This window comes from Thauera aromatica K172, from assembly GCF_003030465.1.
Classification (GTDB): domain Bacteria; phylum Pseudomonadota; class Gammaproteobacteria; order Burkholderiales; family Rhodocyclaceae; genus Thauera; species Thauera aromatica.
Genome location: NZ_CP028339.1, coordinates 2,145,131 through 2,170,624, shown reverse-complemented (window position 1 = coordinate 2,170,624; position 25,494 = coordinate 2,145,131). Strand labels below are relative to the sequence as shown.

Annotated in this window: 24 protein-coding genes and 1 tRNA gene; 9 read left to right on the top strand and 16 right to left on the bottom strand. The window is 69.0% G+C overall.

From position 1 onward, the window contains the following. Positions 1–3: 3 nt before the first annotated feature. The 4 genes from Tharo_RS10270 to hpnC are packed head-to-tail and all read right to left on the bottom strand — an operon-like array spanning position 4 to position 6,183. Positions 4–3,078, bottom strand: coding sequence for an ankyrin repeat domain-containing protein (locus tag Tharo_RS10270; RefSeq protein ID WP_107221097.1), 3,075 nt, complete (start codon positions 3,076–3,078; stop codon positions 4–6). A 56-nt stretch (positions 3,079–3,134) separates the two neighbouring features. Further along, entirely contained in the window at positions 3,135–4,463 is a 1,329-nt protein-coding gene (gene hpnE, locus Tharo_RS10265) for a hydroxysqualene dehydroxylase HpnE (RefSeq protein ID WP_107221096.1), read from the bottom strand. A gap of 5 nt (positions 4,464–4,468) precedes the next feature. After that, positions 4,469–5,302, bottom strand: a complete 834-nt coding sequence (gene hpnD, locus Tharo_RS10260; protein WP_107221095.1) for a presqualene diphosphate synthase HpnD — start codon at positions 5,300–5,302, stop codon at positions 4,469–4,471. After that, positions 5,299–6,183: a squalene synthase HpnC gene (hpnC, locus tag Tharo_RS10255; RefSeq protein ID WP_107221094.1), complete on the bottom strand. Its 885-nt coding sequence runs from the start codon at positions 6,181–6,183 to the stop codon at positions 5,299–5,301. Before hpnC ends, hpnD begins: the two co-directional genes overlap by 4 nt. A gap of 251 nt (positions 6,184–6,434) precedes the next feature. On the opposite strand from hpnC, the gene Tharo_RS10250 reads away from it, so the two are divergent. From Tharo_RS10250 to Tharo_RS10225, 6 genes are all read left to right on the top strand, one after another. Then, the gene (locus tag Tharo_RS10250; RefSeq protein ID WP_107221093.1) at positions 6,435–7,118 is read left to right on the top strand and encodes an ABC transporter ATP-binding protein; all 684 of its coding nucleotides are present in this window, start codon (positions 6,435–6,437) and stop codon (positions 7,116–7,118) included. Beyond that, positions 7,115–9,661, top strand: a complete 2,547-nt coding sequence (locus Tharo_RS10245) for an FtsX-like permease family protein (RefSeq protein ID WP_107221092.1) — start codon at positions 7,115–7,117, stop codon at positions 9,659–9,661. Before Tharo_RS10250 ends, Tharo_RS10245 begins: the two co-directional genes overlap by 4 nt. Before the next feature lie 34 nt (positions 9,662–9,695). Beyond that, a complete protein-coding gene (locus Tharo_RS10240) occupies positions 9,696–10,832 on the top strand; it encodes a lipocalin-like domain-containing protein (protein ID WP_107221091.1) in 1,137 nt (378 codons plus the stop codon). Positions 10,833–10,945: 113 nt separating this feature from the next. Then, positions 10,946–12,016: a dTDP-glucose 4,6-dehydratase gene (gene rfbB / locus Tharo_RS10235; RefSeq protein ID WP_107221090.1), complete on the top strand. Its 1,071-nt coding sequence runs from the start codon at positions 10,946–10,948 to the stop codon at positions 12,014–12,016. Continuing rightward, the gene (gene rfbD / locus Tharo_RS10230; protein ID WP_107221089.1) at positions 12,013–12,933 is read left to right on the top strand and encodes a dTDP-4-dehydrorhamnose reductase; all 921 of its coding nucleotides are present in this window, start codon (positions 12,013–12,015) and stop codon (positions 12,931–12,933) included. The genes rfbB and rfbD overlap by 4 nt, the downstream gene beginning before the upstream one ends. 142 nt (positions 12,934–13,075) lie before the next feature. Continuing rightward, positions 13,076–13,160, top strand: a tRNA-Leu gene (locus tag Tharo_RS10225). Positions 13,161–13,292: 132 nt separating this feature from the next. Here the strand turns inward: Tharo_RS10225 and Tharo_RS10220 are convergent. The 4 genes from Tharo_RS10220 to Tharo_RS10205 form a co-directional block, all read right to left on the bottom strand. Further along, positions 13,293–13,634: a DUF5615 family PIN-like protein gene (locus Tharo_RS10220; protein WP_107221088.1), complete on the bottom strand. Its 342-nt coding sequence runs from the start codon at positions 13,632–13,634 to the stop codon at positions 13,293–13,295. Then, the gene (locus tag Tharo_RS10215; protein WP_107221087.1) at positions 13,631–13,858 is read right to left on the bottom strand and encodes a DUF433 domain-containing protein; all 228 of its coding nucleotides are present in this window, start codon (positions 13,856–13,858) and stop codon (positions 13,631–13,633) included. Before Tharo_RS10215 ends, Tharo_RS10220 begins: the two co-directional genes overlap by 4 nt. A 388-nt stretch (positions 13,859–14,246) precedes the next feature. After that, on the bottom strand, positions 14,247–14,531 hold the full coding sequence (locus tag Tharo_RS10210) for a helix-turn-helix domain-containing protein (protein WP_107221086.1): 285 nt from the start codon (positions 14,529–14,531) through the stop codon (positions 14,247–14,249). Next, entirely contained in the window at positions 14,509–14,730 is a 222-nt protein-coding gene (locus Tharo_RS10205) for a hypothetical protein (RefSeq protein ID WP_107221085.1), read from the bottom strand. The genes Tharo_RS10210 and Tharo_RS10205 overlap by 23 nt, the downstream gene beginning before the upstream one ends. 293 nt (positions 14,731–15,023) lie before the next feature. Between Tharo_RS10205 and Tharo_RS10200 the strand changes: the two genes are divergently transcribed. Further along, on the top strand, positions 15,024–15,290 hold the full coding sequence (locus Tharo_RS10200; RefSeq protein WP_107221084.1) for a helix-turn-helix domain-containing protein: 267 nt from the start codon (positions 15,024–15,026) through the stop codon (positions 15,288–15,290). Further along, the gene (locus tag Tharo_RS10195; protein ID WP_107221083.1) at positions 15,287–16,594 is read left to right on the top strand and encodes a HipA domain-containing protein; all 1,308 of its coding nucleotides are present in this window, start codon (positions 15,287–15,289) and stop codon (positions 16,592–16,594) included. Before Tharo_RS10200 ends, Tharo_RS10195 begins: the two co-directional genes overlap by 4 nt. Before the next feature lie 100 nt (positions 16,595–16,694). Here the strand turns inward: Tharo_RS10195 and Tharo_RS10190 are convergent, their stop codons facing one another. The 6 genes from Tharo_RS10190 to senB form a co-directional block, all read right to left on the bottom strand. Next, a complete protein-coding gene (locus Tharo_RS10190) occupies positions 16,695–16,886 on the bottom strand; it encodes a hypothetical protein (protein ID WP_107221082.1) in 192 nt (63 codons plus the stop codon). A gap of 156 nt (positions 16,887–17,042) precedes the next feature. Continuing rightward, positions 17,043–17,855: a phosphonate ABC transporter, permease protein PhnE gene (gene phnE / locus Tharo_RS10185; RefSeq protein WP_107221081.1), complete on the bottom strand. Its 813-nt coding sequence runs from the start codon at positions 17,853–17,855 to the stop codon at positions 17,043–17,045. Between the two features lie 43 nt (positions 17,856–17,898). After that, positions 17,899–18,741 (bottom strand): PhnE/PtxC family ABC transporter permease, encoded by an 843-nt coding sequence (locus Tharo_RS10180; RefSeq protein WP_107222392.1) that lies wholly within the window; start codon positions 18,739–18,741, stop codon positions 17,899–17,901. A gap of 1 nt (position 18,742) precedes the next feature. Further along, complete coding sequence (locus tag Tharo_RS10175; RefSeq protein WP_107221080.1) at positions 18,743–19,585, bottom strand: phosphonate ABC transporter ATP-binding protein; 843 nt, start codon at positions 19,583–19,585, stop codon at positions 18,743–18,745. Between the two features lie 19 nt (positions 19,586–19,604). Next, positions 19,605–20,468: a putative selenate ABC transporter substrate-binding protein gene (locus Tharo_RS10170; protein ID WP_107222391.1), complete on the bottom strand. Its 864-nt coding sequence runs from the start codon at positions 20,466–20,468 to the stop codon at positions 19,605–19,607. Between the two features lie 158 nt (positions 20,469–20,626). Beyond that, on the bottom strand, positions 20,627–21,634 hold the full coding sequence (senB, locus tag Tharo_RS10165; protein ID WP_211309592.1) for a selenoneine biosynthesis selenosugar synthase SenB: 1,008 nt from the start codon (positions 21,632–21,634) through the stop codon (positions 20,627–20,629). A gap of 17 nt (positions 21,635–21,651) precedes the next feature. On the opposite strand from senB, the gene senA reads away from it, so the two are divergent. Beyond that, positions 21,652–22,830: a selenoneine synthase SenA gene (senA, locus tag Tharo_RS10160; protein WP_107221078.1), complete on the top strand. Its 1,179-nt coding sequence runs from the start codon at positions 21,652–21,654 to the stop codon at positions 22,828–22,830. A gap of 22 nt (positions 22,831–22,852) precedes the next feature. On the opposite strand, the gene egtD is transcribed toward senA, so the two are convergent. Together egtD and chrA are read right to left on the bottom strand one after the other, a co-directional pair. Then, a complete protein-coding gene (gene egtD, locus Tharo_RS10155) occupies positions 22,853–23,803 on the bottom strand; it encodes an L-histidine N(alpha)-methyltransferase (protein WP_245880874.1) in 951 nt (316 codons plus the stop codon). Between the two features lie 374 nt (positions 23,804–24,177). Then, positions 24,178–25,380, bottom strand: a complete 1,203-nt coding sequence (gene chrA, locus Tharo_RS10150; RefSeq protein ID WP_107221076.1) for a chromate efflux transporter — start codon at positions 25,378–25,380, stop codon at positions 24,178–24,180. Positions 25,381–25,494: the final 114 nt, after the last annotated feature.

The window sequence follows — 25,494 nt, the reverse complement described above, 5'->3', positions numbered from 1 at the left end:
CGGCTATTTCTTCTCTGCTGGCTCGGCCGCATGGCGTGCGGCGATCTCGGCGCGCAACCGCTCGATCGCCTGCGCCTTGGCCTGGGGCGTGCCCCACGGCGCGGGGGCGGCGGGACCGGCAGCGGTGGGTTGCGAGGCCGCGGCGGGAGCCTGGCGTTCGGCCTCGCGCCGGCGCATGGTCTCCTGTTGGGCTTGCAGCGCCTCGCGGGCTTGAAGGATACGTCCCGCCTTGAGCAGGGGCAGCTCCGCCACGGCGACCCCGGCGGCCTGGGCCAGGGCGTGGAGCGGGCGGTAGGCGTCCATGCGGACGAAGTCGCCGATCAAAGGCAGGTTGAGCATGCCGAAGATCGGCTGCCAGGCTTCGCCGTCCTCTTCGCGCGTGTCGCGCCGCACCCCCAGTTGCGGGTTGAACTGGTACCAGCCCTGGGCGATGCGCTGGAACAGCTTGCGGTTGTAGGCGTAGTCGCGCGCAACCTCGTTGCGCGACAGCACGCTGGACAGGTGCGCGCGCTTGTTGCGCTCGGGACGCAGCACCGCGGCGGGCAGGTGCTGCCAGGCCTCGAGGATGTCGGCGGTCTCGAAGGCGGCCTTGTTGGGTTTGCGCAGCATGGTGGTGAAGCGACTGCGGAACAGCGTCCACAGGGTGTGGAAGAGCAGGTATTCGGCGTGATGGCGGTCGAGGCGCACGAGGCGCTCGCCGGTGTTGACGTCGAAAGTGGAGGGGGCAACGCGCTCATACACCGCGGCGAATGGGCCGCGCGCATAGGCCGGGTCGCGGAAGGCCTCGCGCAGCGCCCAGTGGAGCGCGCTCCAGCCGTAGTGGTCGGCGGTGGAGAGGCTCGCGCCGCGCTCGAGGAGGGCATCGACGAGGGCGACGTTACCGGCGGCGGCCGCGGCCATCAACGGCGTCTGGTTCATCGGCAGGCGGTGCTCGACCCCGTGCTGGTCGCACTGACGGAGGATGTCCTTGAAATTGCGCTGGAAATAACCCACCCAGCTCTTGCGGCCGAGCGTGGTGAGCTGCTGCGTATACTTGGCCGCGGCGTCGAAGCGGGCGTCATTGACGAGATGCAGCGCAAGCTCCGGTTCTTCGTGGCAAACGGCGTACTCGTTCAACTGCTGCTTGTGCTTGCCGCCGGGCGCCTTGTCGACGAAGGTCTTCTGGAGCAGCTCGCGCAGCCGGGCTTCGTCGATTACCGGCCAGGGCACCGGCGTCTGGCGCAGGATGTCGCGGCGGATGGCATCGGCCTGCTCCTGCTTGCCTTGCAGCTCGAGCTTGCGCGCTTCCTTCTGCCACTCCTCCAGCGACGACTTCGTCGCCTCGACCCGGGCAGCACCGCTACTGGCGAGTTCCAGCAAGCCGAACAGGGGGTGCGCGGTGTCCGACTCGACCAGATAGAGATTGCGGGTGGCGCGGGTCAGCGCCACGTAGAGGGCATTCACGAAGAACTTGTAGACCTCCAGCGACTTGTCGTCCTTGTCGCGGGCGCGGCGGTACTCGAGGGTGTCGGCGGCCAGGTCGGCACGGTCGACGCCGGCGGCGATGTCGTCGAACTCACGTCGGTTGTCCGAGACGAAGCGGTAGAGCACGATGTTCTCGTACTCGAGGCCCTTGGCCTCGTGGATCGAGAACAGCAGCGGCGTGGCGAAGCGCGCACGGGCAGCGGCCTTGTCCTCGTCGCGCATGACCAGCACGGCGAAGCGGGTCGATTGACGGCTCGAGCGGTCGAGTTCGCGGAGCGCGGCGTCCTTGTCGGCGACGAGCGCGACCTTGCCAGCCTCGCCGCCGACGGCGTCGACGAGAAAGTTGCTCTCGCGGTCGATCGAGCCGAAGCGCCGGTGCTTGATCTTGAGCAGCGTGTTGGCTACGCGGGTGGCTTCGCGGCCGTTGCGGAAGTTGGCGGTGAGGACCGCGAGTTCCTGCTTGCGGGCGAGCTCGGTGTCGTGCCAGAACAGCGCCTTGACCTGGCTCCAGGAGAAGAAGTTGGGGTGGACGATCTGGTTCGAATCGCCGCACAGCAGGAAGTGGCCGGGCTTCTTCAGCGTGGCGAGGACCAGCGCGAGCTGCACCGGGGTGAGGTCCTGGACCTCGTCGACGACGACGAAATCGTAGCGCGGCGCGGCCAGCGCGCGGCTGGCGTGGGCGACGAGGTTCAGATCGTAGAGACCGGCCTCGCCGAGCCAGCTGCGGTACTTTTCGAACAGGTCGTAGAGCCGCCCGCGCTCACCGGCGGGAAAGATCGACTGGCGCACGCCGAGCGTGAGGTACTCGTCGCGCCCGAGCACCCCGCTCGCCGCCGCGGTGATGACGCCGCGGATCTCCTCGAACACCTGGTGCGCGTCGAGGCCGCGAAAGGCCTGACGCATGCGCCCGAACCAGGCGGCGAAGTCGCGCCAACGGGCCTCGCGCCCGGCCGGGACGTGGATCGACTCGACAAACTCGCGGTACGACAGGAACACCGCATCCTGCCCCGCATGCTCGAAGCCGTGGGCGTAGTACAGGTCGCGCGCGCTCTGCGCGAGATAGGCCGAATGCGTGACGTAGAGCACCTCGCCTTCGGCGTGCTTGAGTTTTTCCAGCGTGAGCGCGGTCTTGCCGCTGCCCGCGCTGCCGACCACGATGAGGGGCGGCGGGCGTCGATAGACCGCTTCCTGGGCGTCGTCGAAGGACAGCGGCTTGTCGAGCAGATGGACGGTTCCATGCTCGGGGTGCAGGTAGCGGATCGGCGGTGCCGTGCGCACGGCGGCGAGCTCGGCCTCGGCGAGCGCGTCCTCGCCCTCGTCGAGCTGGTCGAGGTCGATGGCGGCACCACGCAGGAAGCGCGACTTGTCGTAGGCGTGGTGGGCGATCACCTCCAGCATCAGGGCACAGACTTCGTCGCCGTGGCGCAGCAGGGTGAACAGCAGGCGGTCGGCGTCGCTCAGGCGTGCGCGGTAGTAGGCCCCATGCGGGGAGGCATGGCGCAGCTTCTTCACCTGGGCTGCGCGGAAATCCCCTCTGGCGATGGCGGCGCAGACCTTGTCGTAGGCGGCACGGACGCGGCTGACGTCGAGTCCGGCGTAGGTGAGAATTCTCATCGGTGTCGGAGGGGTGTGGGGAGGCGGAAGTATAGGCCGATCGTCGAATCCGGTGATCACGCTCCGGTGCCATTGCGGATTCTTGCGAGGATGGCGGCGGCGCAGGCCACGCCCGAGCGCACCGCCGATTCCAGCGTCGCCGGGTAGTCGGAGTCGATGTAGTCGCCGGCCAGCCACAGCCCAGGGAGTGGAGTGCGGATGGCGGGGCGGACGATGCCCGGGCGGCAGGCGAGGGTGGCGCGCTTTTCGACGATGACCTGCGCCCATTCGGGCGCCGGCAGGCGGCGGCCGAGCAGGCGCTCGAGCTGGGCGTGGACGGCGAGGATCAGCTCGTCGCGCGCCAGCGCCTCGTGCGCGCCGTGGGCGCTGATGACGCAGGCGACGAGCCCTTCGGGGCCGCCGAGGCGGCCGCGGTCGAAGGCCCATTGCGCCGGTTCGGCCGCCGTGCCGCCGACCAGGCCGATCATCGGCTCGGGCAGGCGCTGTCCCTTGCCCAGCGCGAGATAGACGGTGACGATCGGTTCGTGCGGAAGGGCGTCGATCTGTGCGGCGAGGCGGTCGCAGGCGCCGGTGGAGGCGAGCAGGGCGCCGGCGTGGTAGGGCGCGGTGGCGAGCACGACCTGGGGCCAGGGCTGGCCGCCGGGGTCGCCTTCGAGGCGGAATCCGCCTGCGACCGGACGGATCGCCTCGATCGCGTTGCCGGTGCGCAGCCGGCCGCGCCGGGTGGCGAGGTAACGGGCCGCCGGCACCGGAAACAACTCGGACAGGTCGGTGCGCGGAATCAGCAGTTCGCTTGCCGCTGCGCCGGCGGCGAGACTGTCGCGCAGGACGTTGGCGAAGAGCTGGGCGTCGGCTTCGGCGAGCGGCGTGTTCAGCGCCGCCACGCACAAGGGCTCCCACACCAGCGCTGCGAGCCGCGGCGTCTGCCGGGTTTCGCGCAGCAGGCCGGCGACGGTCATGCCCGGCGCCACGCGAAAGGCATGGCGCTTGAGCCACTGCATCAGGCGCAGCATCGCCAGCCGGTCCGCCCAGCTCAGCCCTTGCGCGCGCAGCAGGCCGACCGCCAGGTGCAGCGGGGCAGGCAGCGCCGCCGCCTGCAGGCGCAGGCGGCCGGGCACGTGCAGGGTCAGCGGCAGGTGGGCGAGCTGCTTCGGCGACACGCCGCACAGGCGCAGCAGGCGGGTGAGCTCGGAGTAGGCGCCGAGCAGGATGTGCTGGCCGTTGTCGACCCGCCAGTGGTGGTCCTTGTGTACCACCCGGGCGCGTCCGCCGAGCGTGTGCGAACGCTCGAACACGGTCACCCGCGCGCCGGCGCGCGCCAGCTCCACGGCGCACGCCAGCCCAGCGTAGCCGGCGCCGATGACGGCGACCGCGGGCCCGCTCATCGCCCTCAGCCCCTGAACCAGGTGGTGCCGGCCAGCCACACCTTGCGCAGCGGCGTCAGCGAAGTGCGGCGATCGAGCACCTGGAAGCCGTCGGCGGCGATCTCGCGCAGCAGGGTGCGGTAGATTGCCGCCATGACCAGCCCGGGGCGCTGGGCTTTGCGGTCGATTTTCGGCAGCTGGGCGAAGGCCTGATCGTAGAAATGCTCGGCGCGCCCGGCCTGGAATGCCATCAGCTCACGGAAGGCGTCCGAATGGCGGGCCTCGAGGAGGTCCTTCGCCGGCACACCGAAGCGCTGCAGATCGTCGACCGGCAGGTAGATGCGGCCGCGGCGGGCATCCTCGCCGACGTCGCGGATGATGTTGGTGAGCTGGAAGGCCATGCCGAGATCGTGGGCGTACTTCAGCGTCCGGCGGTCCTGGTAGCCGAAGATTTCCGCCGCGAGCAGGCCGACCACGCTCGCCACCCGGTAGCAGTAGAGCTGCAGGGCCTTGAAGTCGGCATAGCGCGTCTGGGTCAGGTCCATCGCCATGCCGTCGATGATCTCGAGCAGCTGCTCGCGCGCCAGCTGGAAGCGGCCGAGCACCTCCTGCAGCGCCTGGCCGACCGGATGGGTGGGGGTGCCGGCGTAGATGCGGTCGACTTCCTGCCGCCACCACTCGAGCGTGCTCTGCGCGAGCGCGGGGTCGTGGCATTCGTCGACGACGTCGTCGACTTCGCGGCAGAAGGCGTACAGGGCGGTGATCGCCCGGCGCCGTTCGGCGGGCAGGAACATGAAGCTGTAGTAGAAGCTGGAGCCGCTCTGGGCGGCTTTGTCCTGGCAGTAGTCGTGCGGGTTCATGTCAGTCGTCCGTAATGGAGGGCACGCCAGCCCAGCCGCGGCCAGTCGCCGGCCCCCAGCTTCGGGCGCCGCCGGAAAACGTCGTAATCAACCGCCTCGATCCGTTCGAGGATGCGCAGCCCGCCCAGCACCACCAGGCGCAGCTCCCAGCCGATGCGCCCAGGCAGTTCGCGCGCGAGCGCGGCGCCGTCGAGCATCATCGCGCGCGCACGTTGCACTTCGAAGGCCATCAGCGCCTGCCAGCCGGTGGCGTCCGGTGCCGGCGCGCCGGCGCGTGGCGAGCGGCGGGCGTCCTCGGCCAGCGCGGCGAGTGTGGTGAGTGCGGCTTCGTCGACTCCGAAGCGCGCCATGTCGTCCTGCGGCAGGTAGATCCGCCCCTTGGCGAGATCGATGGCGACGTCCTGCCAGAAGTTGATCAGCTGCAGGGCGGTGCAGATCGCGTCGGCGCGGCGCAGCTTGTCCGGCGTGGCCGCGCCGTACAGGCACAGCATCAGGCGGCCGACCGGGTTGGCGGAACGCCGGCAGTAATCGAGCAGCTCGTCGAAGTCGCGGTAGCGGGTCTTGCCGACATCCTGGGCAAAGGCGTCGAGAAGGTGGCGAAAGGGCTGCACCGGCAGCTTGTGGGTGCGGATCGCATGCCCGAGGCGCTCGAACATCGGCGCCAGCGCGGCGTCCTTTACCGTGATGCCGTGAGCACAGGCTTCGAGCGCGAGGCGGTAGTCCTGCAGGCGGGCAAGGCGGGCGACGCCGGGGGCATCGCCTTCGTCGGCGATGTCGTCGGCGCTGCGCGCGAAGGCGTAGATCGCCTCCACCGGCGCACGCAAGCGCGCCGGCAGCAAAAAGGAGGCGACGGGAAAGTTTTCGTAGTGCTCGACCGGCATCGAAGGGAGCAAGAGAGGGGGCGTTCATCGCAGGCCGGTGCAGGCCTGCGGGGAGGGTCACGAGGCCGCGGAGTATACCCTTCAGCTCCTTTGTTGCGGATTCGGCCGCTTTCGTCGGGGAGGTGGCGGCAGACCGTCCGTGGTCCGGCGTCCGCCTCGCCGGATGGCGGCCCTGCCGGCGGCAGGAGGCTCCATTTGGCCCCCATGGATGACACAATGCGTGCTTCACCGCCTGGACCGCCGGGGATGCCATGCTGCAATTGACCGAACTCGCCAGAACGCTCCCCGGCCCGCCGCCGCGGGTGTTGTTCGAGCATCTGTCGCTGGCGGTCGCCGACGGCGAATGCGTGGCGATCGTCGGCGAGTCGGGCTCGGGCAAGTCTACGCTGCTCAACTGCATCGCCGGCCTGGAGGCGGTCGATGGCGGCGAGATCCGGCTCGATGGGCAGCGCATCGACCGCCTCGACGACGATGCGATGACCCGCCTGCGCCGCAGCCACTACGGCTTCGTGTTCCAGGCCTTCCACATCCTGCCGCACCTGAACCTGATGCAGAACGTCGCCCTGCCGCTGTGGCTGCTGCAGGTGCCGGAGGTGCAGGCCGAGGCGCAGGCGTGCGCGATGCTTGCACGCGTCGGCCTGGGCGCGCGCGCGGGCGACGCGCCGCAGCAGCTGTCGGGGGGCGAGCTGCAGCGGGTGGCGATTGCCCGCGCCCTCGTGCACCGGCCGAAGCTGGTGCTGGCCGACGAACCCACCGGCAACCTCGACCCCGGGCGCGCGGCCGACGTCCTCGACCTGCTCCTCGGCCAGATCCGCGACAGCGGCGCCGCCGGCGTGCTGGTGACGCACTCGCGCCTCGCCGCCGCCCGTGCCGACCGGGTGCTGGAACTGGGGCCGAACGGCTTGCGCGCGCTCGACGCCGTGCAGCCGGCATGACCTCCCGCGCCGGCTTGCGCCATGTCTTTCTTGCCAGCCTGCTGCGCCGGCGGCTGGCGACGGCACTGTCGCTGTTCGCGATCGCACTCGGGGTGGCCCTGGGACTGGCGGTGCAGCTGATTCACGGCGCCGCGCTCGACGAGTTCGGGCGCGGCGTGCGCCTGCTCGCGGGTGCGGCCGACCTGCAGCTGGTCGGGCCGCGCGAGGGCTTCGATGAAGCGATCTACCCGGTGCTCGCGCTGCGCGCCGAAATTGCCGCCGCCAGCCCGGTGCTGGAAATCGAGGCCCGGCTGCCGGGGCGCAGCGACAGCCTGCGCATTCTCGGCATCGACCTGTTCCGCCTCGCCCGGGTGCAGCCCGCATTGCTGCCGCTTGCCAACGAAAGCGGGAACCACCTCGCCGCACTGCAGCCCGATGCGCTGTTCGTCACCGACGAGGCGCGGGCACAGCTGTCGCAGGCGCTGCGGGCCGCGGACGGCACGCTCCAGCCGCCCGCGATCGACGGCGCGACCCTGCTCGCGCAATCCGGGCTCGAGTCGCTGCGGCTGCGCCTGGCCGGTTCGCTGCCAGGCGCGAGCGGGGTGCTCGGCGTCATGGACCTTGCCGGCGCACAGCAGCATTTCGAGCGCATCGGCGTGCTGAGCCGCATCGATCTGAAGCTGGCCGACGGGATCACGCCGCAGGTCGCCACTGCCGCGCTGGCACCGCTGCTGCCGCCCGGCCTTGCATTGCGCCGGCCGGAAGCGGCTGCCGGTGAGGCCGGGACGCTGACCCGTGCCTACCGGGTCAATCTGACCATGCTGGCGGCGATCGCGCTACTGACCGGCGGCTTTCTGGTGTTTTCCACCCAGCTCCTGTCGGTGGCCCGGCGCCGGCGCGAATTCGCCCTGCTGCGTGCCCTCGGCCTGGTGCGGCGCCAGCTGGTGCGCGGGCTGCTCGCCGAAGGGGCCGTGGTCGGGCTGATCGGAGGCATGGCCGGCGTCATCGTCGGCCATGCCCTGGCCGCACTCGCCTTCCGCCTGGTCGGCGCCGATCTCGGGGCGGGTTTCTTCAGCGGGCTGACGCCGGCGCTGCACTTCGACCCGGTGCTGAGCCTGGGCTACCTGGTGCTGGGCGTGCTTGCCGGCATGGCCGGAACCTGGCTGCCAGCGCGTGAAGCGGCGCGGGTGCCGCCCGCCCACGCCCTGCGCGCGGGCGAGGGCGAGCGTGCCGGGCTGATGCCGGTGCGGGTGCGTGCGCGCAGTGCCGTTGCGCTGCTGGCGCTGGCTGCGCTCGCCTGCCTGCCGCCGCCGGTCGGCGGCGTCCCCTTGGGCGGTTATGCCGCGGTGGCGCTGGTGCTGGTCGCCGCGGTGATGGCCTTGCCGGCTCTGACCCGGGCAGTGCTGCCGCTGCTGCGCCGGGGGCAGGGGGTAATGTGGCGGCTCGCGCATGCCCGCCTTTGCACCATGCCCGGCCAGGCCGTGGTGGCGGGCGCCGGCGTGGTGGCCAGCGTCGCCCTGGCGGTGTCGATGGCGATCATGGTCAGCTCGTTCCGGGTGTCGGTCGATGAGTGGCTGACCCAGGTGCTGCCCGCCGACCTCTACCTGCGCGCCTCTTCCACCGGCAACAGCGGCTATCTGGATCCCCAGGCGCTGGCCCGGATCGCCGCGATTCCGGGCGTCGCCCGCGTCGACACCACCCGCCTGGTCAATCTGCGGCTGTCCGCGGACGAGCCGCTGTTCAGCGTGCTCGCCCGCCCGGTAGGCGGCAATTGGGGGCTGCCGCTGGTCGCCGGCACGCTCGATGCGCCGGCCGGCGGGCCGCCGCCGGTGTGGGTTTCGGAAGCGGCAGCCGATCGCCATGGCCTGCAACCGGGCGACACCTTCGAACTGCCCCTGGGCGGCCGCCTGCGGCGTTTCGCGGTCGCCGGCATCTGGCGCGACTATGCCCGCCAGCACGGTGCGGCGCTGATCGACCACCGTGACTACATCGCCCTGACCGGCGATACCCGGGTCAACGATGCCGCCCTCCGCGTCCACCCCGGCACCGATCCGCAGGCCGTCGCCGGTACCCTGCGCGCCCTGTTCGGCAGCGCGTACTTCACGATTGCGCTGCCGGGTGAAATCCGCGCGCTCAGCCTGCGGATCTTCGACCGTACTTTCCTGATCACCTATCTGATGGAGGCGGTGGCGGTGCTGATCGGGCTGTTCGGCATTGCCACCACGTTCGCCGCGCTTGCCACCACCCGCCAGGGCGAGTTCGGCATGTTGCGCCATCTCGGCCTGCGGCGCGCCGAAATCGGCCGTCTGATCGCCGCCGAGGGGGCGCTCACCGCCGGGCTCGGCGTGCTCGCCGGCCTCATCGCCGGCGGTGCGATCGCCTGGGTGCTGATCGAGGTCATCAACCGCCAGAGCTTTCACTGGAGCATGGAGCTGGCCGTACCCTGGGCTGCGCTGGCCGTGTTCGCGGTGAGTCTGATCGGGCTTGCGGCGCTTGTCGCCCGCCTTGCCGGGGGCCATGCGATGCGGCGTTCGGCCGTGCTGGCGGTGAAGGCGGACTGGTGAGGGAACCGTGAAAGAGACGAAGTGCTTGTCGCCCATGCTGTCCGGAGCGCTGCGGGGGCGGTTCCAGGCCGCGCTCCGGGCCGCGCTCCAGATCGTGCTGTGGCTGGTGGCAGCCGGTACGGTGCATGCCGAAGCGGCGCCCGAGGCGGCCTATCCGCCTGTCGTCCGCGGCCAGGCGCTGTCCTTTCCCCGCGACTTCGGCGCCCACCCCGACTACCGCACCGAATGGTGGTACATCACCGGCTGGCTGCGCGATGCCGCCGGGTCCGAGCGCGGCTTTCAGCTCACGTTCTTCCGCGTGCGCACCCGCATCGGCGAGGACAACCCCAGCCGCTTCGCTCCGCGCCAGCTGATCCTCGCCCACGCCGCCATCGCCGACCCGGCGAGCGGCCGCCTGCGCCATGCCGAACGGGCGGCGCGCGTCTATTCCGGGCTGGTCGAAGCGCGGGAAGGGCACACTGGGGTGCAGCTCGACGATTGGTTCTTGCACGCTGTCGGCACAGGGCTCTATCGCAGCCGGATCAGCGCCGAGGACTTCGCTTTCGAGCTCGAGTTCGCCACCGCGCAGCCTCCGGTGGAAAACGGCGAGCACGGCTTCAGCCAGAAGGCGCCCGATCCGCGCAACGCCAGCTACTACTACAGCCGGCCGCAGCTCGCAGTCCGCGGCAGCCTGCGCCTGGACGGGGCCGCGTTCGCGGTGAGCGGCCATGCCTGGCTCGATCACGAATGGTCGAGCGAGATCCTGCCCGCCAGCGCGCGCGGCTGGGACTGGATCGGGATCAACCTGCACGATGGTGGTTCGCTGATGGCGTTCCAGATGCGTGACCACGCCGGCGGCGCACTGTGGCATGCCGGCACCTGGACCGGCGCCGGGGGCGAGCGGCGCACGTTCGCTCCCGGCGCCCTGCGCTTCACGCCGCTGCGGCACTGGCGCTCGCCCCGCACCGGAACCGAGTATCCGGTCGAGTGGGCACTCGAACTGGACGATGGCCGCCGCCTGCTGCTGCGCCCGCTGATGGACGACCAGGAACTCGACAGCCGGGCGTCGACCGGGGCGATCTACTGGGAAGGCGCGGTGCGCCTGTACCAGGCCGAAGCGCAGGGCAGGGAGGTCGAAATCGGTGAAGGCTACCTGGAGATGACCGGCTACGCCGAGCGCCTGGGGATGTAGCGCCGGCCGCCGCTGCCGCTCGCGCTGCGCTGCTTTTGTCGCCCGGCGTTCACGACGCGGTGCATTCGCGGTGCGATAATCCGCCCCTTTCCCATCAGGGCAGGAGCAAGATCGTGATCCTCGTGACCGGCGGCGCCGGCTTCATCGGTGCAAATTTCGTTCTCGACTGGCTTGCTGGCGGCGGCGAGCCGGTGCTCAACCTCGACGCCCTGACCTATGCCGGCAACCTCGAGACCCTGGCGAGCGTGGACGGCGATCCGGCGCACCGCTTCGTCCACGGCGACATCTGCGACCGCGCGCTGCTCGAGCGCCTGCTCGCCGCGCATCGTCCGCGCGCGATCGTGCATTTCGCCGCCGAAAGTCACGTCGACCGCTCGATCCACGGCCCGGGCGCTTTCGTCCGCACCAACGTCGAAGGCACGTTCACCTTGCTCGAAGCCGCCCGCGCCTACTGGTCGGCGTTGCCCCAAGGCGAGCGCGAAGCCTTCCGTTTCCTGCATGTCAGCACCGACGAGGTGTACGGCTCGCTCGGCCCCGACGACCCGGCGTTCACCGAAACCAAAACCTACGAGCCCAACAGCCCGTATTCGGCAAGCAAGGCCGCGAGCGACCACCTCGTGCGCGCCTGGCACCACACCTACGGTCTGCCGGTGCTGACCACCAACTGCTCGAACAACTACGGCCCTTTCCAGTTTCCGGAAAAGCTGATCCCGCTGATGATCGTCAATGCTCTCGCCGGCAAGCCGCTGCCGGTCTACGGCGACGGCCTCAACGTGCGCGACTGGCTGTACGTCGGCGACCACTGCAGTGCGATCCGCACCGTGCTTGCGCGCGGCCGGGTGGGTGAGACCTACAACATCGGCGGCTGGAACGAGATCACCAACCTCGACATCGTCCACAGCCTGTGCGCGCTGCTCGACGAGCTGCGCCCGGATGCCGCCGGCAGCCATGCGCGCCTGATCACCCATGTCACCGACCGCCCCGGACACGACCGCCGCTACGCCATTGATGCGCGCAAGATCGAACACGAGCTGGGCTGGAAACCGGCGCAGACTTTCGCCACCGGCATCCGCAAGACCGTGCAGTGGTATCTGGACAACCCGCGCTGGGTGGCCAACGTGCAAAGCGGCGCCTACCGCGACTGGGTGGCGCGCAACTACGCGGCGCGCGAGGCCGGACGATGAGGATCCTGCTACTGGGGAAGAACGGCCAGGTCGGCTGGGAACTGCAGCGCGCGCTGGCGCCGCTCGGTGAGCTGATCGCGCTCGATCGCCGCGGGGCCGTGGAGGAGGGGATGAGGCCGGGTGAGGGCGCTCGGCTGTGCGGCGATCTCACCGATCTCGACGGGCTCGCCGCCACCGTGGACGGGCTCGCGCCCGACGTCATCGTCAACGCTGCGGCCTACACCGCGGTCGACAAGGCCGAAGCCGAACCGGCGCTGGCGTACACGATCAACGCCGCCGCGGTCGACGTACTCGCCCGGGCGGCAGCCCGCAACGATGCGCTGCTGGTGCATTACTCGACCGATTACGTGTTCGACGGCAGCGGCGAGCGCCCTTGGCAGGAAGAGTCTCCCACCGGCCCGCTGTCGGTCTATGGCCGGACCAAGCTCGAAGGCGAGGAGGCGATCCGCGCCAGCGGCTGCCGCCACCTGATCTTTCGCACTTCCTGGGTCCATGGCGCGCGCGGGGGCAACTTCGCCCGCACCATGCTGCGCCTGGCCGTCGAGCGCGAACGCCTGACCGTGATCGCCGACCAGATCGGCGCTCCCACCGGCGCCGAACTGATCGCCGACGTTAGCGCGCATGCGATCCGCGCCACGCTGCGCAACTCCGCGCTCTGCGGCACCTACCACCTCGCCGCCGGCGGCGAGACCAGCTGGCACGGCTACGCCAGCTTCGTCATCGAGCAGGCACGCCGCCTCGGCGCCGTGCTGAAAGTGGAAGAAATCGCACCGATCGCCAGTGCCGACTACCCGGTCGCCGCCGCCCGCCCGCTCAATTCGCGGCTCGACACCCGGCATCTGCGCGAGGCGTTCGGCCTGCACCTGCCGGACTGGCGGCAAGGGGTGGAAAGAATGCTGCGCGAAATTCTGGAGTGACGGACCCGGCGACCGGGAGTGGCCGCCGGAGAACAGGCCTGCGAAATCCGGAGGCCGCAGCAGGCACCGCCATGACGGACCGCCGAAAACCAGAGCGAACCTGCTGTGTATAATGCGCTCCGTTTTTGCATCGGCGAGCAACGCGGGGATGGCGGAATTGGTAGACGCACTGGATTTAGGTTCCAGCGCCGCAAGGCGTGAGAGTTCGAGTCTCTTTCCCCGCACCACTTGAAAATCAAAGGCTTAATCGGATTTATGTGCTTCCACGGAAGGAAGTTCTGTTTTTTCGTGGATCGCGAATCAAGTAGTCAGGCGTAAAAAGACGCCGAGCCGAAGCAGGGCGTTTCCGAAGGGGGAATTCACGCATCTCCCAGTTCAACGATGGATTCGCCTGCCCGCAAAAGCGCAACCGCATCGGTAAACAGGCGCTCGAAAACCTCCCGCAAGCGCCGGTTCGTCAGGTTTCCGCACGTCACCCAAAGCATCCGCGGGGGCGTTCCCCGTTGTGTGATCAGCTCGATGAAGTCGCTGTCCTTACTGATCAACACGACATCGTCCGAGGCTCGCGCCCGATCGAAAATTTCTGCATCCTCGGCTGAGTGCAGACCGAGGTAGCGCATCGAGCAGGCCTCCACGCCGAACGTTTCGGTAAGCCACGGCGCCAGGCCGGGTGGCAGTTGGGCATCCAGCCAGAAGATCATGCCGCCAGTCTCGCGATGGCTGCGCGTTTCGCGGCGAAATGCAGGCAGGCCATGATGTCTGCCAGCTCCAGGTCGGGGAAGTCGGCCAGGATTTCAGCCTGATCGGCGCCCTGTGCAAGCATCTCGAGGATGTCGGCCACGCGGATTCTCATTCCCCGGATGCAAGGTTGGCCGCCGCACTGGCGGGGATTGAAGGTGATGCGCTGATCGAGGTCGGGGTTCATTGCTTTCTCATCCTTGCATATGGCGATACATCGAAGTCTGCAACTTCCGCGTCAAGCAGACCAACTACAGTGCGGCCGACCCATTGTGCCTCGGCGAAGTGCCCACGCGTCATCTTCAAAAGAACCGCAGGCTCAAGAGGGTACTCGTGTTGGTACGTAGGATGAAGAGCTTCGTACCCGGCTCTGAGACGGGAGGCCAGTCATGTAAAAGCGTGATAATGTGCATTATGTAAACTTCAGACTTCGGCGTCTGGTTTGTCGGATGCGAACTGCTCCCTAGACGAGCTTGAATGAGCTGATCGCAGTCATGAATCGGAAAGCTGCGCCTGCTCGACGGCGTTTCTCAGCACGAACTCCGGGGCGTAACCTGCGGAGGCTTCGGTGCGGGTCAGCACACCGCCAGCTCCACACGTCCCCCGGCGCGGGTCGCAAGCGTCACCAGCATGTCGAGGCTGAACTTGTCGTACTTGCCGCGCACCAGGTCCGATACCCTGGACTGGCCCACGCCCAGATGCTGCGCCGCCTGCGCCTGTGTCCAGCCATTGCGGGCGATGGTTTCGCGCAGGTGCGCCATCAACTCCGCGCGCATTGCCAGCAGCGTAGCCTCTTCCCGCGAAAAGCCCAGATCCGCAAACACATTGCCCGAGGACTCAACGATTGCTTCGGTCTTCATCACGCTTTACTCCTCGACAAGCCTGTAACGGCGGGCCGCCCGCTCCGACCGCCAGCATCGGCTTGAATTCGGAAGGCATCAAGCCTCGCTGCACCGCATCCCGTTCGAAGCCCGCTTCCCGACGAGCCTCCGCCGGGAAGTTCTTCAGATCGTCCAGGCTCGAACCGACGAAGCGCAGCGTTTTCTTTTCGAACGTCAATTATATAAGTAGTTTGATAAAACGGGAATCCGGGTGAAGGTTGCCTGTGCCGACGCTGGGGTCACAACGGCTGCCGATGTGTTGCGTCACGTCCTCGGGGAATGGGAAGCCAGCACCGTGAACGCTCAAACAAAGGGATTACGCACCCGCATTCGGCCCAGGGCCAAGCGCCTCACGATCAAGCGGATTTTGCAGATGAAAAACGGTCACCCGCAAAAATCCTCACGACCAAAAGGATTTATTGAAAATTACGCGACTCCTGCGCACAATCCTCACAAACATGAGGATTCGACATGAAGCTACCCATCCACACCCCCGCAGCCCTCGGCCAGATCGTCCGCGCCGCCCGTAAAGCCCAGCAGATTCGCCAGGATGATGCGGCCGGCAGCATTGGTGTCAGCGAGAATTTCCTGGGCAAGGTCGAGCGCGGCAGCGATGCCGTGCAATGGGGCAAGCTCTTCCAGGTGCTCGAAGGTTTGGGCATTCAAGTCATGGTCGATGTACCAGACAGCGTCGCCCAGTACCTCAAGTCATCAACCGAACCGCGAGACCCGTCATGAACGGCCGATCGCTACATGCGCTGATCAATCAGACAGAGGTCGGCACGCTACAGGAAGTCAACGGCCTCTGGAGCTTCAAGTATTCGGAAGTATGGCTCGACGACGGACAGCACTTTGTCTTGAGCCCCCATCTGCCGCTGACCGCCGAAGCCCAGCTGGATGGCGCCACGCGGCGCCCCGTCCAGTGGTATTTCGACAATCTCTTGCCGGAAGAAGGACAGCGCCGCCTGCTCGCCAACGATGCCCACCTGGATGCGGCAGACGCCTTTGGCCTGCTCGCCTGGTACGGTGCAGAGTCAGCGGGCTCGATCACCTTGCTCCCGCCGGAAGCCGGGGCGCCGAGCGCTGCAGCCCTCTGCCCCCTGCCTGACAGCGCTCTGGAAGAACGCATCCGCCAACTTCCCAGAACGCCGCTCACCCACGCCGCAATCAAACGCATGTCGCTCGCCGGCGCACAGCACAAGCTCGCCGTCGTACTTCGGGACGATGCCTTGTTTGAACCTGCCGGCAGCACTCCCTCCACCCATATCCTGAAGCCCGACCACCCTGACGACGACTACCCGCATTCCGTGATCAACGAATGGTTCGTCATGCGACTGGCAAAACGTCTGGGCCTGGATGTCCCCGAGGTTCATCGTCGCTACGTCCCCTCGCCGGTGTATTTGATCAACCGCTTTGACCGAGTCCATGGCGAAACCGGCTGGCAACGCCGGCACGTCATCGATGCCTGCCAACTACTTGGCCTGGACCGCAGCTTCAAGTACAGCCAGGGCAGCATGGAAAATCTCGCCGTCCTCGCCAAGCGCTGCCGTAGCCCGGCGGTCGCCCGCACCCGCCTCTTCGGCTGGCTGGTGTTCAACGTCCTGGTCGGCAACAGTGACGCCCACCTGAAAAACCTGAGCTTTCTGGTTACGCATGAAGGCATACAACTCTCGCCGTTCTACGACCTCCTGAGCGTCGCCTGCTATGACACGCCCGCCTTCAACAAGAAAGCCTGGCCGGACCAGACCCAACTCGCCTGGCCGATTCTCGACGTTGCGCACTTTTCGGACATCAGTCGGGATCTGATGCTGAAGGCCGGGGCCGCACTGAATCTGGCCAAAGGCACGGCCGAGCGGGTACTGGAAAGCCTGCGCAAGCGCATCATCACGGAAGCGCAAGCGCTCTACGCCGACATTGAAGCAGAGAACGCCCGCCTGGCCGTGGCGCAGCCTGAGCTCGGGATCACCCTGGCGGGCGAGACGCGCTGCCTGCGGGCGATACAACACATCGTCATCAAGGACATGGCGCAACGACTCGGCTGACGCGCATGGATGGAACCCACCCCAGCGCATGAAACCGTTCGCCCTGAGCCTGTTGTCGAAGGGCATTTTGTGGTTCGACAGCAGTTTCAAGGCCGAACGCTCAAGCAAATGAATTCCGCATCCGCATCGGGTCCTGCGCGGTGGCCGGTGCGCGCAGGCAGTTGGTGATGTGCTCCTGAAAGTCGGCGCTGACCTGGTCGCGGATGTCCTTCTTGAAGCGGCGGATGACCAGACCTTTGCTGCGGAAGTCGTCGGGCGTGTAGTCGCGGGGTCGATGCGGCGGACGAGCCATTCTTCGTCGCGGATGACGACGCGGGAGCCGGGGGCAAAGGGGAGCATCGGAGAGGTTTGCCGGTTTATTGAATATGCTTATTCGGACTCGTCTGAATTATCGCAGAAGTGCTTGTTGCGACGTTGCCAGCACCTCTATTCCGTACCGGATTAGAGGTCAGCTGCGCCCCATCCACCCGCGCAGGCGGTCGCTCAGCGTATCGACCGCGAGCACCAGCGCCAGCATCGCGATCAGCACCGTCGCCGCCTGGGCCTGCTGGAAGATCGACAGGTGGAAATACAGCATCTGGCCGAGGCCGCCGGCGCCGACGAAGCCGAGCACCGCAGCCATGCGGATGTTCATCTCCAGGCGGTAGAGTCCGTAGGCTACGGCTTGTGCCCACACCAGCGGCAGCGTGCCGTAGACGAAGGCCGGCACGCCGCCGCTGCCGGCTTCCCGGAGGCTTTGCTCGGGCTGCGGCGGCGCGTTTTCGATCGCTTCGGCGAACAGCCGGCCGAGCACGCCGGTGGTGTGCAGCGCCAGCGCCAGCGCTCCGGCGAAAGGGCCGAGCCCGGCGGCCAGCACCATCAACGTCGCCCACACCAGTTCGGGCACGCTGCGCAGCAGATTGAGGGCGAAGCGCGCCAGCCGGCGGGCGGCGGTGCCGTGGCGCCCCGCCGCGGGCAGCGCGAGGAGCAGGCCGGCGGCGGCGGCGAGCAGCGTGCCGACCAAGGCCACGGCGAAGGTCTGGACGGCGCCGTAGGCGGTCTTGCGCAGGAACTCCGGTTCCAGATCGGGGGGGAAGAACGAGGCTGCGAAGCGCCCCATGTCGGCCGCCGCGCCGGCCGAAAAGAGCGCGGCGAAGTCGATCCCGAGATAGGCGAAGCTCCCCGCCACCGCAGCCACGACCAGGGCGGTGGTGAGCACGCAGCTCAGGCAGAAGTCGGCTGCGCCGCGCGGCGGGGCGCAGGGCTCGCGGCTCCCGTTCATCGCACGCCCTCGCCGCCCTGCCCCGCGCCGCACACCTTGGTGCTCATGCGAGCGCTCGGCGCAGGGCCGCGCTCAGCGCGTCGGCGAACAGCACCAGGACGAGGAAGACGAGCAGGATCGTCGCTGCTTCGCCGCCGTTGAGCATCTTCATCGACTGGTCCATCAGCTGCCCGAGTCCGCCGGCACCGACGAAGCCCATGATCACCGAAGCGCGCACCGCGCATTCCCAGCGATACACGGTGTACGAAGTCAGCTCCTGCGCGGCGTTGGGCAGCAGCCCGTAAGCGAGGGCGGCAAAGCGCCCGCCGCCGGCTTCGAGGATCGCCCGCGCCGGGCGCGTGTCGGTCGATTCGAGGATCTCGGTGTAGACCTTGCCGAGCATCCCGCCGTAGGTGATCGCCAGCGCCAGCACGCCGGCGGCCGGCCCGAGCCCGAGCACGCGCACGAACATCAGCGCCCAGACGATCTCGGGAACTGCGCGCAGGAAAGTCAGCACCGCCCGTCCGGCGGCGCGCAGCACACGGCCGCCGAGGCGCCCCGGCCCCGGCCCGATCGCCGCCACCGCCAGCGCGCGGGTGCTCAGGATCGACAGCGGCACCGCCAGCAGCAGCGCAAGGGCGATGCCGGCGGTGGCGATCGCCATCGTTTCCAGCGTTGCCTCGAGGAGGTAGCCGAGGAATTCGGCCGAGCTTGCCGGCGGCAGGAAGCCGCCGAGAAAACGGCCCATCACCTGCAGATTGCCGGGCTCGAACAGCACCCAGGGGCGGAATTCGGCGAGCACCAGCAGCGGCCACAGCAGTACCAGGGCGGCGAGCGTCCATCCCAGGCGCGCGCGTGCGTCGGGGTCGCGGTCGGGCAGCGGAAGCGTTTTTGGCGGTGCGTCCATGTCAACGCCCGCGGCAGTGGTCCAGGCGCACAGGCGCCGGCTGTGCATCGGCATCGGCGGCGGTGCGGACCGGGGCATCCCTGGTTTGTAGCGGCAGCAGCTCACCCTCGGTGGCGTAGAGTTCGTGCAGCATCGAGTCGGTGACGCGGGCGGTCGGCAGGTCGAACACCACTTCGCCGCCGCGCAGGCCGATGATGCGCGGAAACCACTTCAGCGCCAGGTCGACCGCGTGCAGCGAGGCGAACAGGCTGGCGCCGCTGTGCCCGGATGCAGCGACCAGCTCGCCGAGCGCGGCGTCGGCAAGCGCGGGGTCGAGCGCGGAAACCGGCTCGTCGGCGAGGATCAGGTCGGGCTGCTGATAGAGCACGCGGGCAATGCCGACGCGCTGGAGCTGGCCGCCGGAGAGCCGGTCGCAGCGCTCGAACAGGCGGTCGGCGAGGTCGAAGCGCGCCAGCGCCGCCTGCGCGCCGGCGATATCGACCGGATAGAGCAGCGACAGCAAACTCTTCCATGCCGGCCAGCGGCCGAGCCGGCCGGCGTGGATCGCGGTGACCACGCGCAGCCGCGGCGGGATCGGCGGGCTCTGGTGGATCGTGCCGATGCGCGCGCGCAGGCGCCGCAGCGCGCCGGCCGACAGCCGCCAGGGGTTGGCGCCGAGGACCTCGAGCCGCCCTTCGGAGGGGCGCAGCGCGGTGCCGAGGAGCCGGATCAGGCTGGTCTTGCCGGCGCCCGAGGGGCCAATCACCGCGACCCGCTCACCGCGGGCGGCGCGCAGCGAGATCCGCTGCAGCGCACGAAAGCCGTTGCCGTGGGTCAGGCCGACGCCCTCCAGCTCGAATCCCATGCCTGCGCTCCGCGGGCGCCTACTTGATCAGCCCGGCGCTGCGCGCCGCGCGCTCGATGCCATCGTAGTTGGCGCTGGTGGTGGGCACGAACTTCGAGGCGCGCTGCAGCGCCATCAGCTCCTTGTGCGCCGGATCGGCCGGATCGAGTTTGAGGAAGGCGTTGGCGATCTTCTCGCGCAGCGCCGGATCGAGGCCGGGGCGCACCGTCCAGTTGTAGTCGTAATACGGTGGCGTGGTGGCGATTACCTTGACGCGGCCGGCGTTGGCGTCGCCCTTCTCGATCAGCTTGTCCATCACCGAGGCGTTGAGCACGCCGGCTTCGGCGCGGCCGGAGGCGACGAAGGCGACGGTCGCGTCGTGCGCACCGGAGAAGGCGATGCGGGCAAAATCCTTGTCGGGGTCGATACCGTCTTCGAGGAGGAAGAAGCGCGGCATCAGATGCCCGGAGGTCGACGAGGGCGAGCCGAAAGCGAAGGTCTTGCCTTTCAGCTCGGCGAGCGACTTCACCGGACTGTCGGCGGGGACGATGAACTTGCTGGTGAACACTTCGTCTTCGGCACGCTGGACGATCGGCAGCGCCTCGCCGTGGGTGCGCAGCCTGGCCTGGACGTAGGTGAAACCGCCGAGCCAGGCGAGATCGATCTTCTTCGCCGCCAGGCCCTCGACGACGGCCGCGTAGTCGCTGACTGGGGTGAACACCACTTCGAGACCGGTCTCCTTCTCCAGATAGTCGCCGAGCGGCTTGAACTTGCGCTGCAGCTCGGTCGGCGCTTCGTCGGGGATCGCCGACACGCGCAAGACCTGGGCATGGGCGGTGGCGACGCCGAGCACCAGCGAAAGCGCGAGCGCGCAGCGGGAAATCAGGCGGGGGATCGGAATCATCGGGTTCTCCATTTGCCAGTTACGGTTCCGCAGCCGGCAGGACGCGGCACGGAGCCGCCGGGGGCTGTCGTTATAGCAGAAAGCAGCCGACCCGGTTCGAGCGCCCCGCCGGAGGCGCGAACCTGACCCGGACCGCGTCGCTCCCGATTTGCGTCCATTCAAGCATCTCCCGCAGTTCGAAGCAGATCGCCGACCAGCCGGTGCAGCGCGCTGCGCTCGCGCTCCGGTGCGAACAGCGGCGCGCGCTGGTGGCACTGTACGGCCAGTTGCGCCATCAGCCTGCCGCCCTCCCCCGCGACCGATTCGCGACAGCGCAGCAGCAGCGCCGCCAGCGCTTCGGCATCGCCCCAGGGAAAGTAGCCGGCGTAATCGGCGCCGAGCATGCCGACGTTGCCGTCGATCCGCGACGCGAGCACCGGCGTGCCGCTCGCGACCGCCTCCATCACGACATGGGCGCCGCCTTCCATGCGGCTGGCGTGGATCAGCAGATGCGCGCGCTGGATGTGGCGGCGCACCGCTTCGTGCGGCAGCCCCCCGAGCCAGCGGTAGTTCGGTGCCGCGGCCATCGTCGCCCGCGCGGCCTCGCCGAGCGCCGGATCGAGTGCGTCGCCGATGTGGTCGATGAAGAGGTCGCGCCGGCCGGCGAGCCGCCGTGCGGCGGCGAACAGCGTCTGCGGCGACTTTTCTTCGCGCAGGTGGCCGACCATCACCGCCCGCAGGTGATGCGACGACTTCACCAGCGCCTGGCGCGCCGTGGTGGACTGGAAAATCACCCGGGCCTTGGCGCGCACCGCGTCCGGCAGCGCCAGCGGCGCGCATTCCTGCAGCACGACGAGCGCCTGAGCGAGATCCAGCGAATGCCGCGCCGCCGCGTCGGCAGCGATGTCGCGATACAGGTCGGTTCCGGTGAGCACCAGCGCGAGGCCCCTGCCCGGGTGCGTATCGGCCCAGGCCGCGATCGATTCCGCCGAGCGCCGCGCATGGAGCGCGATCATCGCAATGTCGCCGGCAGCCAGCGCATCGGGCCAGGCCTTGCCGATGCGCACCCGGCAGATCCCCGCAAGATGGCGCTGCCAGCGCCGCGCCGTTTGCCAGTTGCCGTTGTTGGCATCGCGCAGCGCCGGACTGACGATCACCAGTTGCGGCATACTCGGGGCACCGGTCATCGCACTCCGCTCCCGCCATGAACCTCGCCCCTACCCGCTCCGAAGCCGCCCGCCGGGGTGGCCGCCGCGTCCTCGCCGCCGCACTGGCCGACAGCCGCGCACGCACCCTGGCGCTGCTCGACGCCTACGCCGCGGTGCTCGGCGAGGCACTGACGGTGCCCTATTCGCCCCAGCTCAACCCGCCGCGCTGGGAGGCCGGGCATGTCGGCTGGTTCCAGGACTACTGGATCGCGCGCAACCGGCAGCGCGCGATGGGCATCGCCTGCGACCCCGACCACCGACGCGCCGCCGGGCGCCTGCCCGGGGCCGATGCGCTGTACGACTCGGGCAAGGTCGCGCACGCAGCGCGCTGGCAGCTCGAACTGCCCGATCTCGGCGCAACCCGCGCCGATCTGGCCGAGGGCCTGGCGGAGACTCTGGCCCTGCTCGCCGTTACCCCGGAGACCGATGCGGAGCTGTATTTCTTCCGCCTCGCGCTGTTTCACGAGGACATGCACGGCGAGGCCGGGGTCTACATGGCGCAGGCGCTCGATATTCCGCTGCCCGAGACGCTGTCCGGTGCGCTGCCCGAGGCTCTGCCCGGGCCGGCGGGTGGCGTGCCGCAGGCCCGCGCACTGGGCATCCCGGCGCAGCGCTGGACGCTCGGCTGGCACGGCGACGGCTTCGCCTTCGACAACGAGCTCGCGGCGCACGAGGTCGCGCTGCCGGCGTTCGAGATCGATGCCGAGGTGGTGAGCTGGCGCCGCTACCTGGCGTTCGTCGAGCAGACCGGCGCCGCGCCGCCGCGCTATCTGCGCCGCCAGGACGGGAGCTGGCAGCGCCGCGTGTTCGGCCGCTGGGAGGCGCTGGCGCTCGATGCCCCGGCCGTGCACCTGCGCTGGGACGAAGCCGACGCCTGGTGCCGTTGGGCGGGGCGCCGCCTGCCGAACGAAGCCGAGTGGGAGCTCGCCGCCCTGACCCGGGCGGAATTTCGCTGGGGCCGGGTCTGGGAATGGACCGCCAGCCGCTTCGCCCCCTACCCCGGCTTCGCCCCCCACCCCTACCGCGATTACTCGGCACCGTGGTTCGGCGAGCGCTACGTGCTGCGCGGTGCGAGCCGTGCGACCAGCCCGCGCATGGTGCATCCACGCTACCGCAACTACTTCACCCCCGAGCGCAACGACATCTACAGCGGCTTTCGCAGCTGCGCGCTCTAGGGCCGGAGATCGCACCGCGGCATCAGGCATGGGCGGTGAACACCGCGAACCAGCCGCGCGCATCGCACCAGTGGCGCGACGCCGAAAACCCCGCCGCGGCGAGCAGCGCGGTGAAATCCTCGACGCGCCATTTGTACGAGTTCTCGGTGTGGATGCGCGCGGACACGGCAAAGCGGCGCTCGCCTTCGGCCCAGTGCACGGTCGTGTCGAGCCGCGCCTCGAGGTGCATTTCGATGCGCGAGTGGTGCGCGTCGAAGAAGGCGACATGGCGCCAGTCGGCAAGGTCGAAGTCGGTTCCGGCGAGCCGGTTGAGGTGGCGCAGCAGGTTGCGGTTGAAGGCGGCGGTGACGCCGAGCGGGTCGTCGTAGGCCGCTTCGAGGAGGTCGCGCGCCTTGACCAGATCGACGCCGATCAGCAAGGCCCCGCCGCGGCATTCGCCATGCGCCTGGCGCAGGAAAGCCAGGGCCTCGTCGGGGGTGAAGTTGCCGATGCTCGACCCCGGGTAGAACAGCGTGCGCGGGCCGTCGCCGACTTCCGGCGGCAGGCACAGCGAACGGGTGAAATCGAGCCCCACGCCCAGCATCTCGATCGCCGGATGATGGCGCTGAAGGTGTTCGAGCGATGTGCGCAGATAGTCCACCGAAATATCGACGGCGACGTAGCGGCGCACGCCGAAGGCCGTGAACAGGCGCTCGGCCTTCTCGCAGTTGCCCGCACCGAGGTCGACCAGGGTGGTGGCGGGGCCGAGTTCTGCGGCCATTTCCGCCAGGTGTCGCGCGAAGATCGCCGCCTCGGTGCGCGTCGGGTAGTACTCGGGGAGTTCGGTGATTGCCGCGAAGAGCCGCGCGCCGAGCGCGTCGTACAGGTATTTCGGCGCGATCGTCGCCACCGGCGCGCTCAGGCCGGCGAGCAGTTCGGCCCGGATCCGCGCCGGGGCTTCGGGCGCGAGCTGGACGAAGCGGGGGGAACTCACCGCCCTGCTCCCGCCACCCCGTGCCGCGCCGGCCGCGCAGGTCGGTCCGCCCGTCGTGGGCGCGTGGGGTACGGCACGGAAATGCGCAGATTGGTCATCGGCTCGCCTCGGGCACAAGCCCGCCCGGTCGCCCGGGCCGGATTCCATGAATGGAGTGAACTGCCGAAGCGGCCGGAGCGTCGTCTCCGGTCGGGCTGCGGCGCGGATCGGACGCCAGTCACGGAGCCCGGGTTTCGTGATTATCGTCGACTTCCGGCGCGCAGTTTGCCGCATCCGCTTGGCCCTCGGCCAGGGTCCCGCCGCAACTCGATCCCTGCCCGGGCTGGTTCACGGCTTTTGAGCGTCGGATCGACCTCGAGCCGCCAGGACTCGACCTACGCGCTGCTCAGCAACCCTCCTGCGACCCCGCTGCCGATCACGACCAACCACGGCGGCAGTTTCCAGAACATCAGCGCGACCAGCGCCACGAGGGCGAGGCCGAAGTCTTGCGGTGCATGAATCGCGCTGGTCCATACCGGCTGGTAGAGCGCCGCCAGCAGCAGGCCGGCCACCGCCGCGTTGATGCCCGCGAGTGCGGCCTGGGTACGGACGTTGCGGCGCAGGCGCTCCCAGAACGGCAATGCACCGGCGACCAGGAGGAAGGACGGCGCGAAGATCGCCAGCAGGCAGATCACCCCGCCCAGCCAGCCGGAGGGGGCCTCGGTCATCGAGGCACCGAGAAACGCCGCAAAGGTAAACAGCGGCCCCGGGACGGCCTGCGCCGCCCCGTAGCCGGCCAGAAAGGACTCGTTGCCGACCCAGCCGCTGGGCACGACTTCGGCTTGCAGCAGCGGCAGCACGACATGCCCGCCACCGAACACCAGCGACCCGGCGCGGTAGAAGGCATCCACCATCGACAGCGCCCGGCTCGGGAACAGGGCCGAGAGCAGCGGCAATCCGATCAACAGCGCCAGGAACAGGGTCAGCCAGAACAGGCCCGCCCGGTGCCCGACCACGGCCGGCAGCGCGTCATGCGCCAGCCCCTGCCGCGGCTTGAACAGCATGAGGCCGACGAGCGCCGCGATCGCCATGACGCCCACCTGTCCCCAGGCCGACGGCAGCAGCAGAACGGCGCAGGTCGCGGCGGCCATGAGAGTGATGCGCGGTGTGTCCGGGCAGAGATTGCGGGCCATGCCCCAGACCGCCTGGGCGACAACGGCTACGGCCACCACCTTCAAGCCGTGCAGCACGCCGGGCGGCACCGCCTCGCCGTAACCGGCGATGCCCAGCGCGAACAGGATCAGGGCGATCGCCGACGGCAAGGTGAACCCCGTCCACGCGGCCAAGGCTCCGGCATAACCGGAGCGGGACAGCCCGAGCGCGATCCCCACCTGGCTGCTGGCCGGCCCCGGCAGGAACTGGCAGAGGGCAACCAGATCCGCGTAGCTGCGCTCGCTCAGCCACTGCCGCCGGGTCACGAATTCGTCGCGGAAGTAGCCCAGGTGGGCCACCGGGCCGCCGAAAGAAGTCAGCCCGAGGCGAAGAAAGATCAGAAAGACCGCCCAGGGGCTACGGTCGGTTCCAGCGGGATCGGTCACGCTTCATTCCTTGATCGGTAAGGGGGGCGAAGGATGTTAGCGCCTGCAGGACGAGGTGCGCAGCGACGAGAGGCTGGCATCGTGGCACAATTGAACACATAAACACCGATCTCA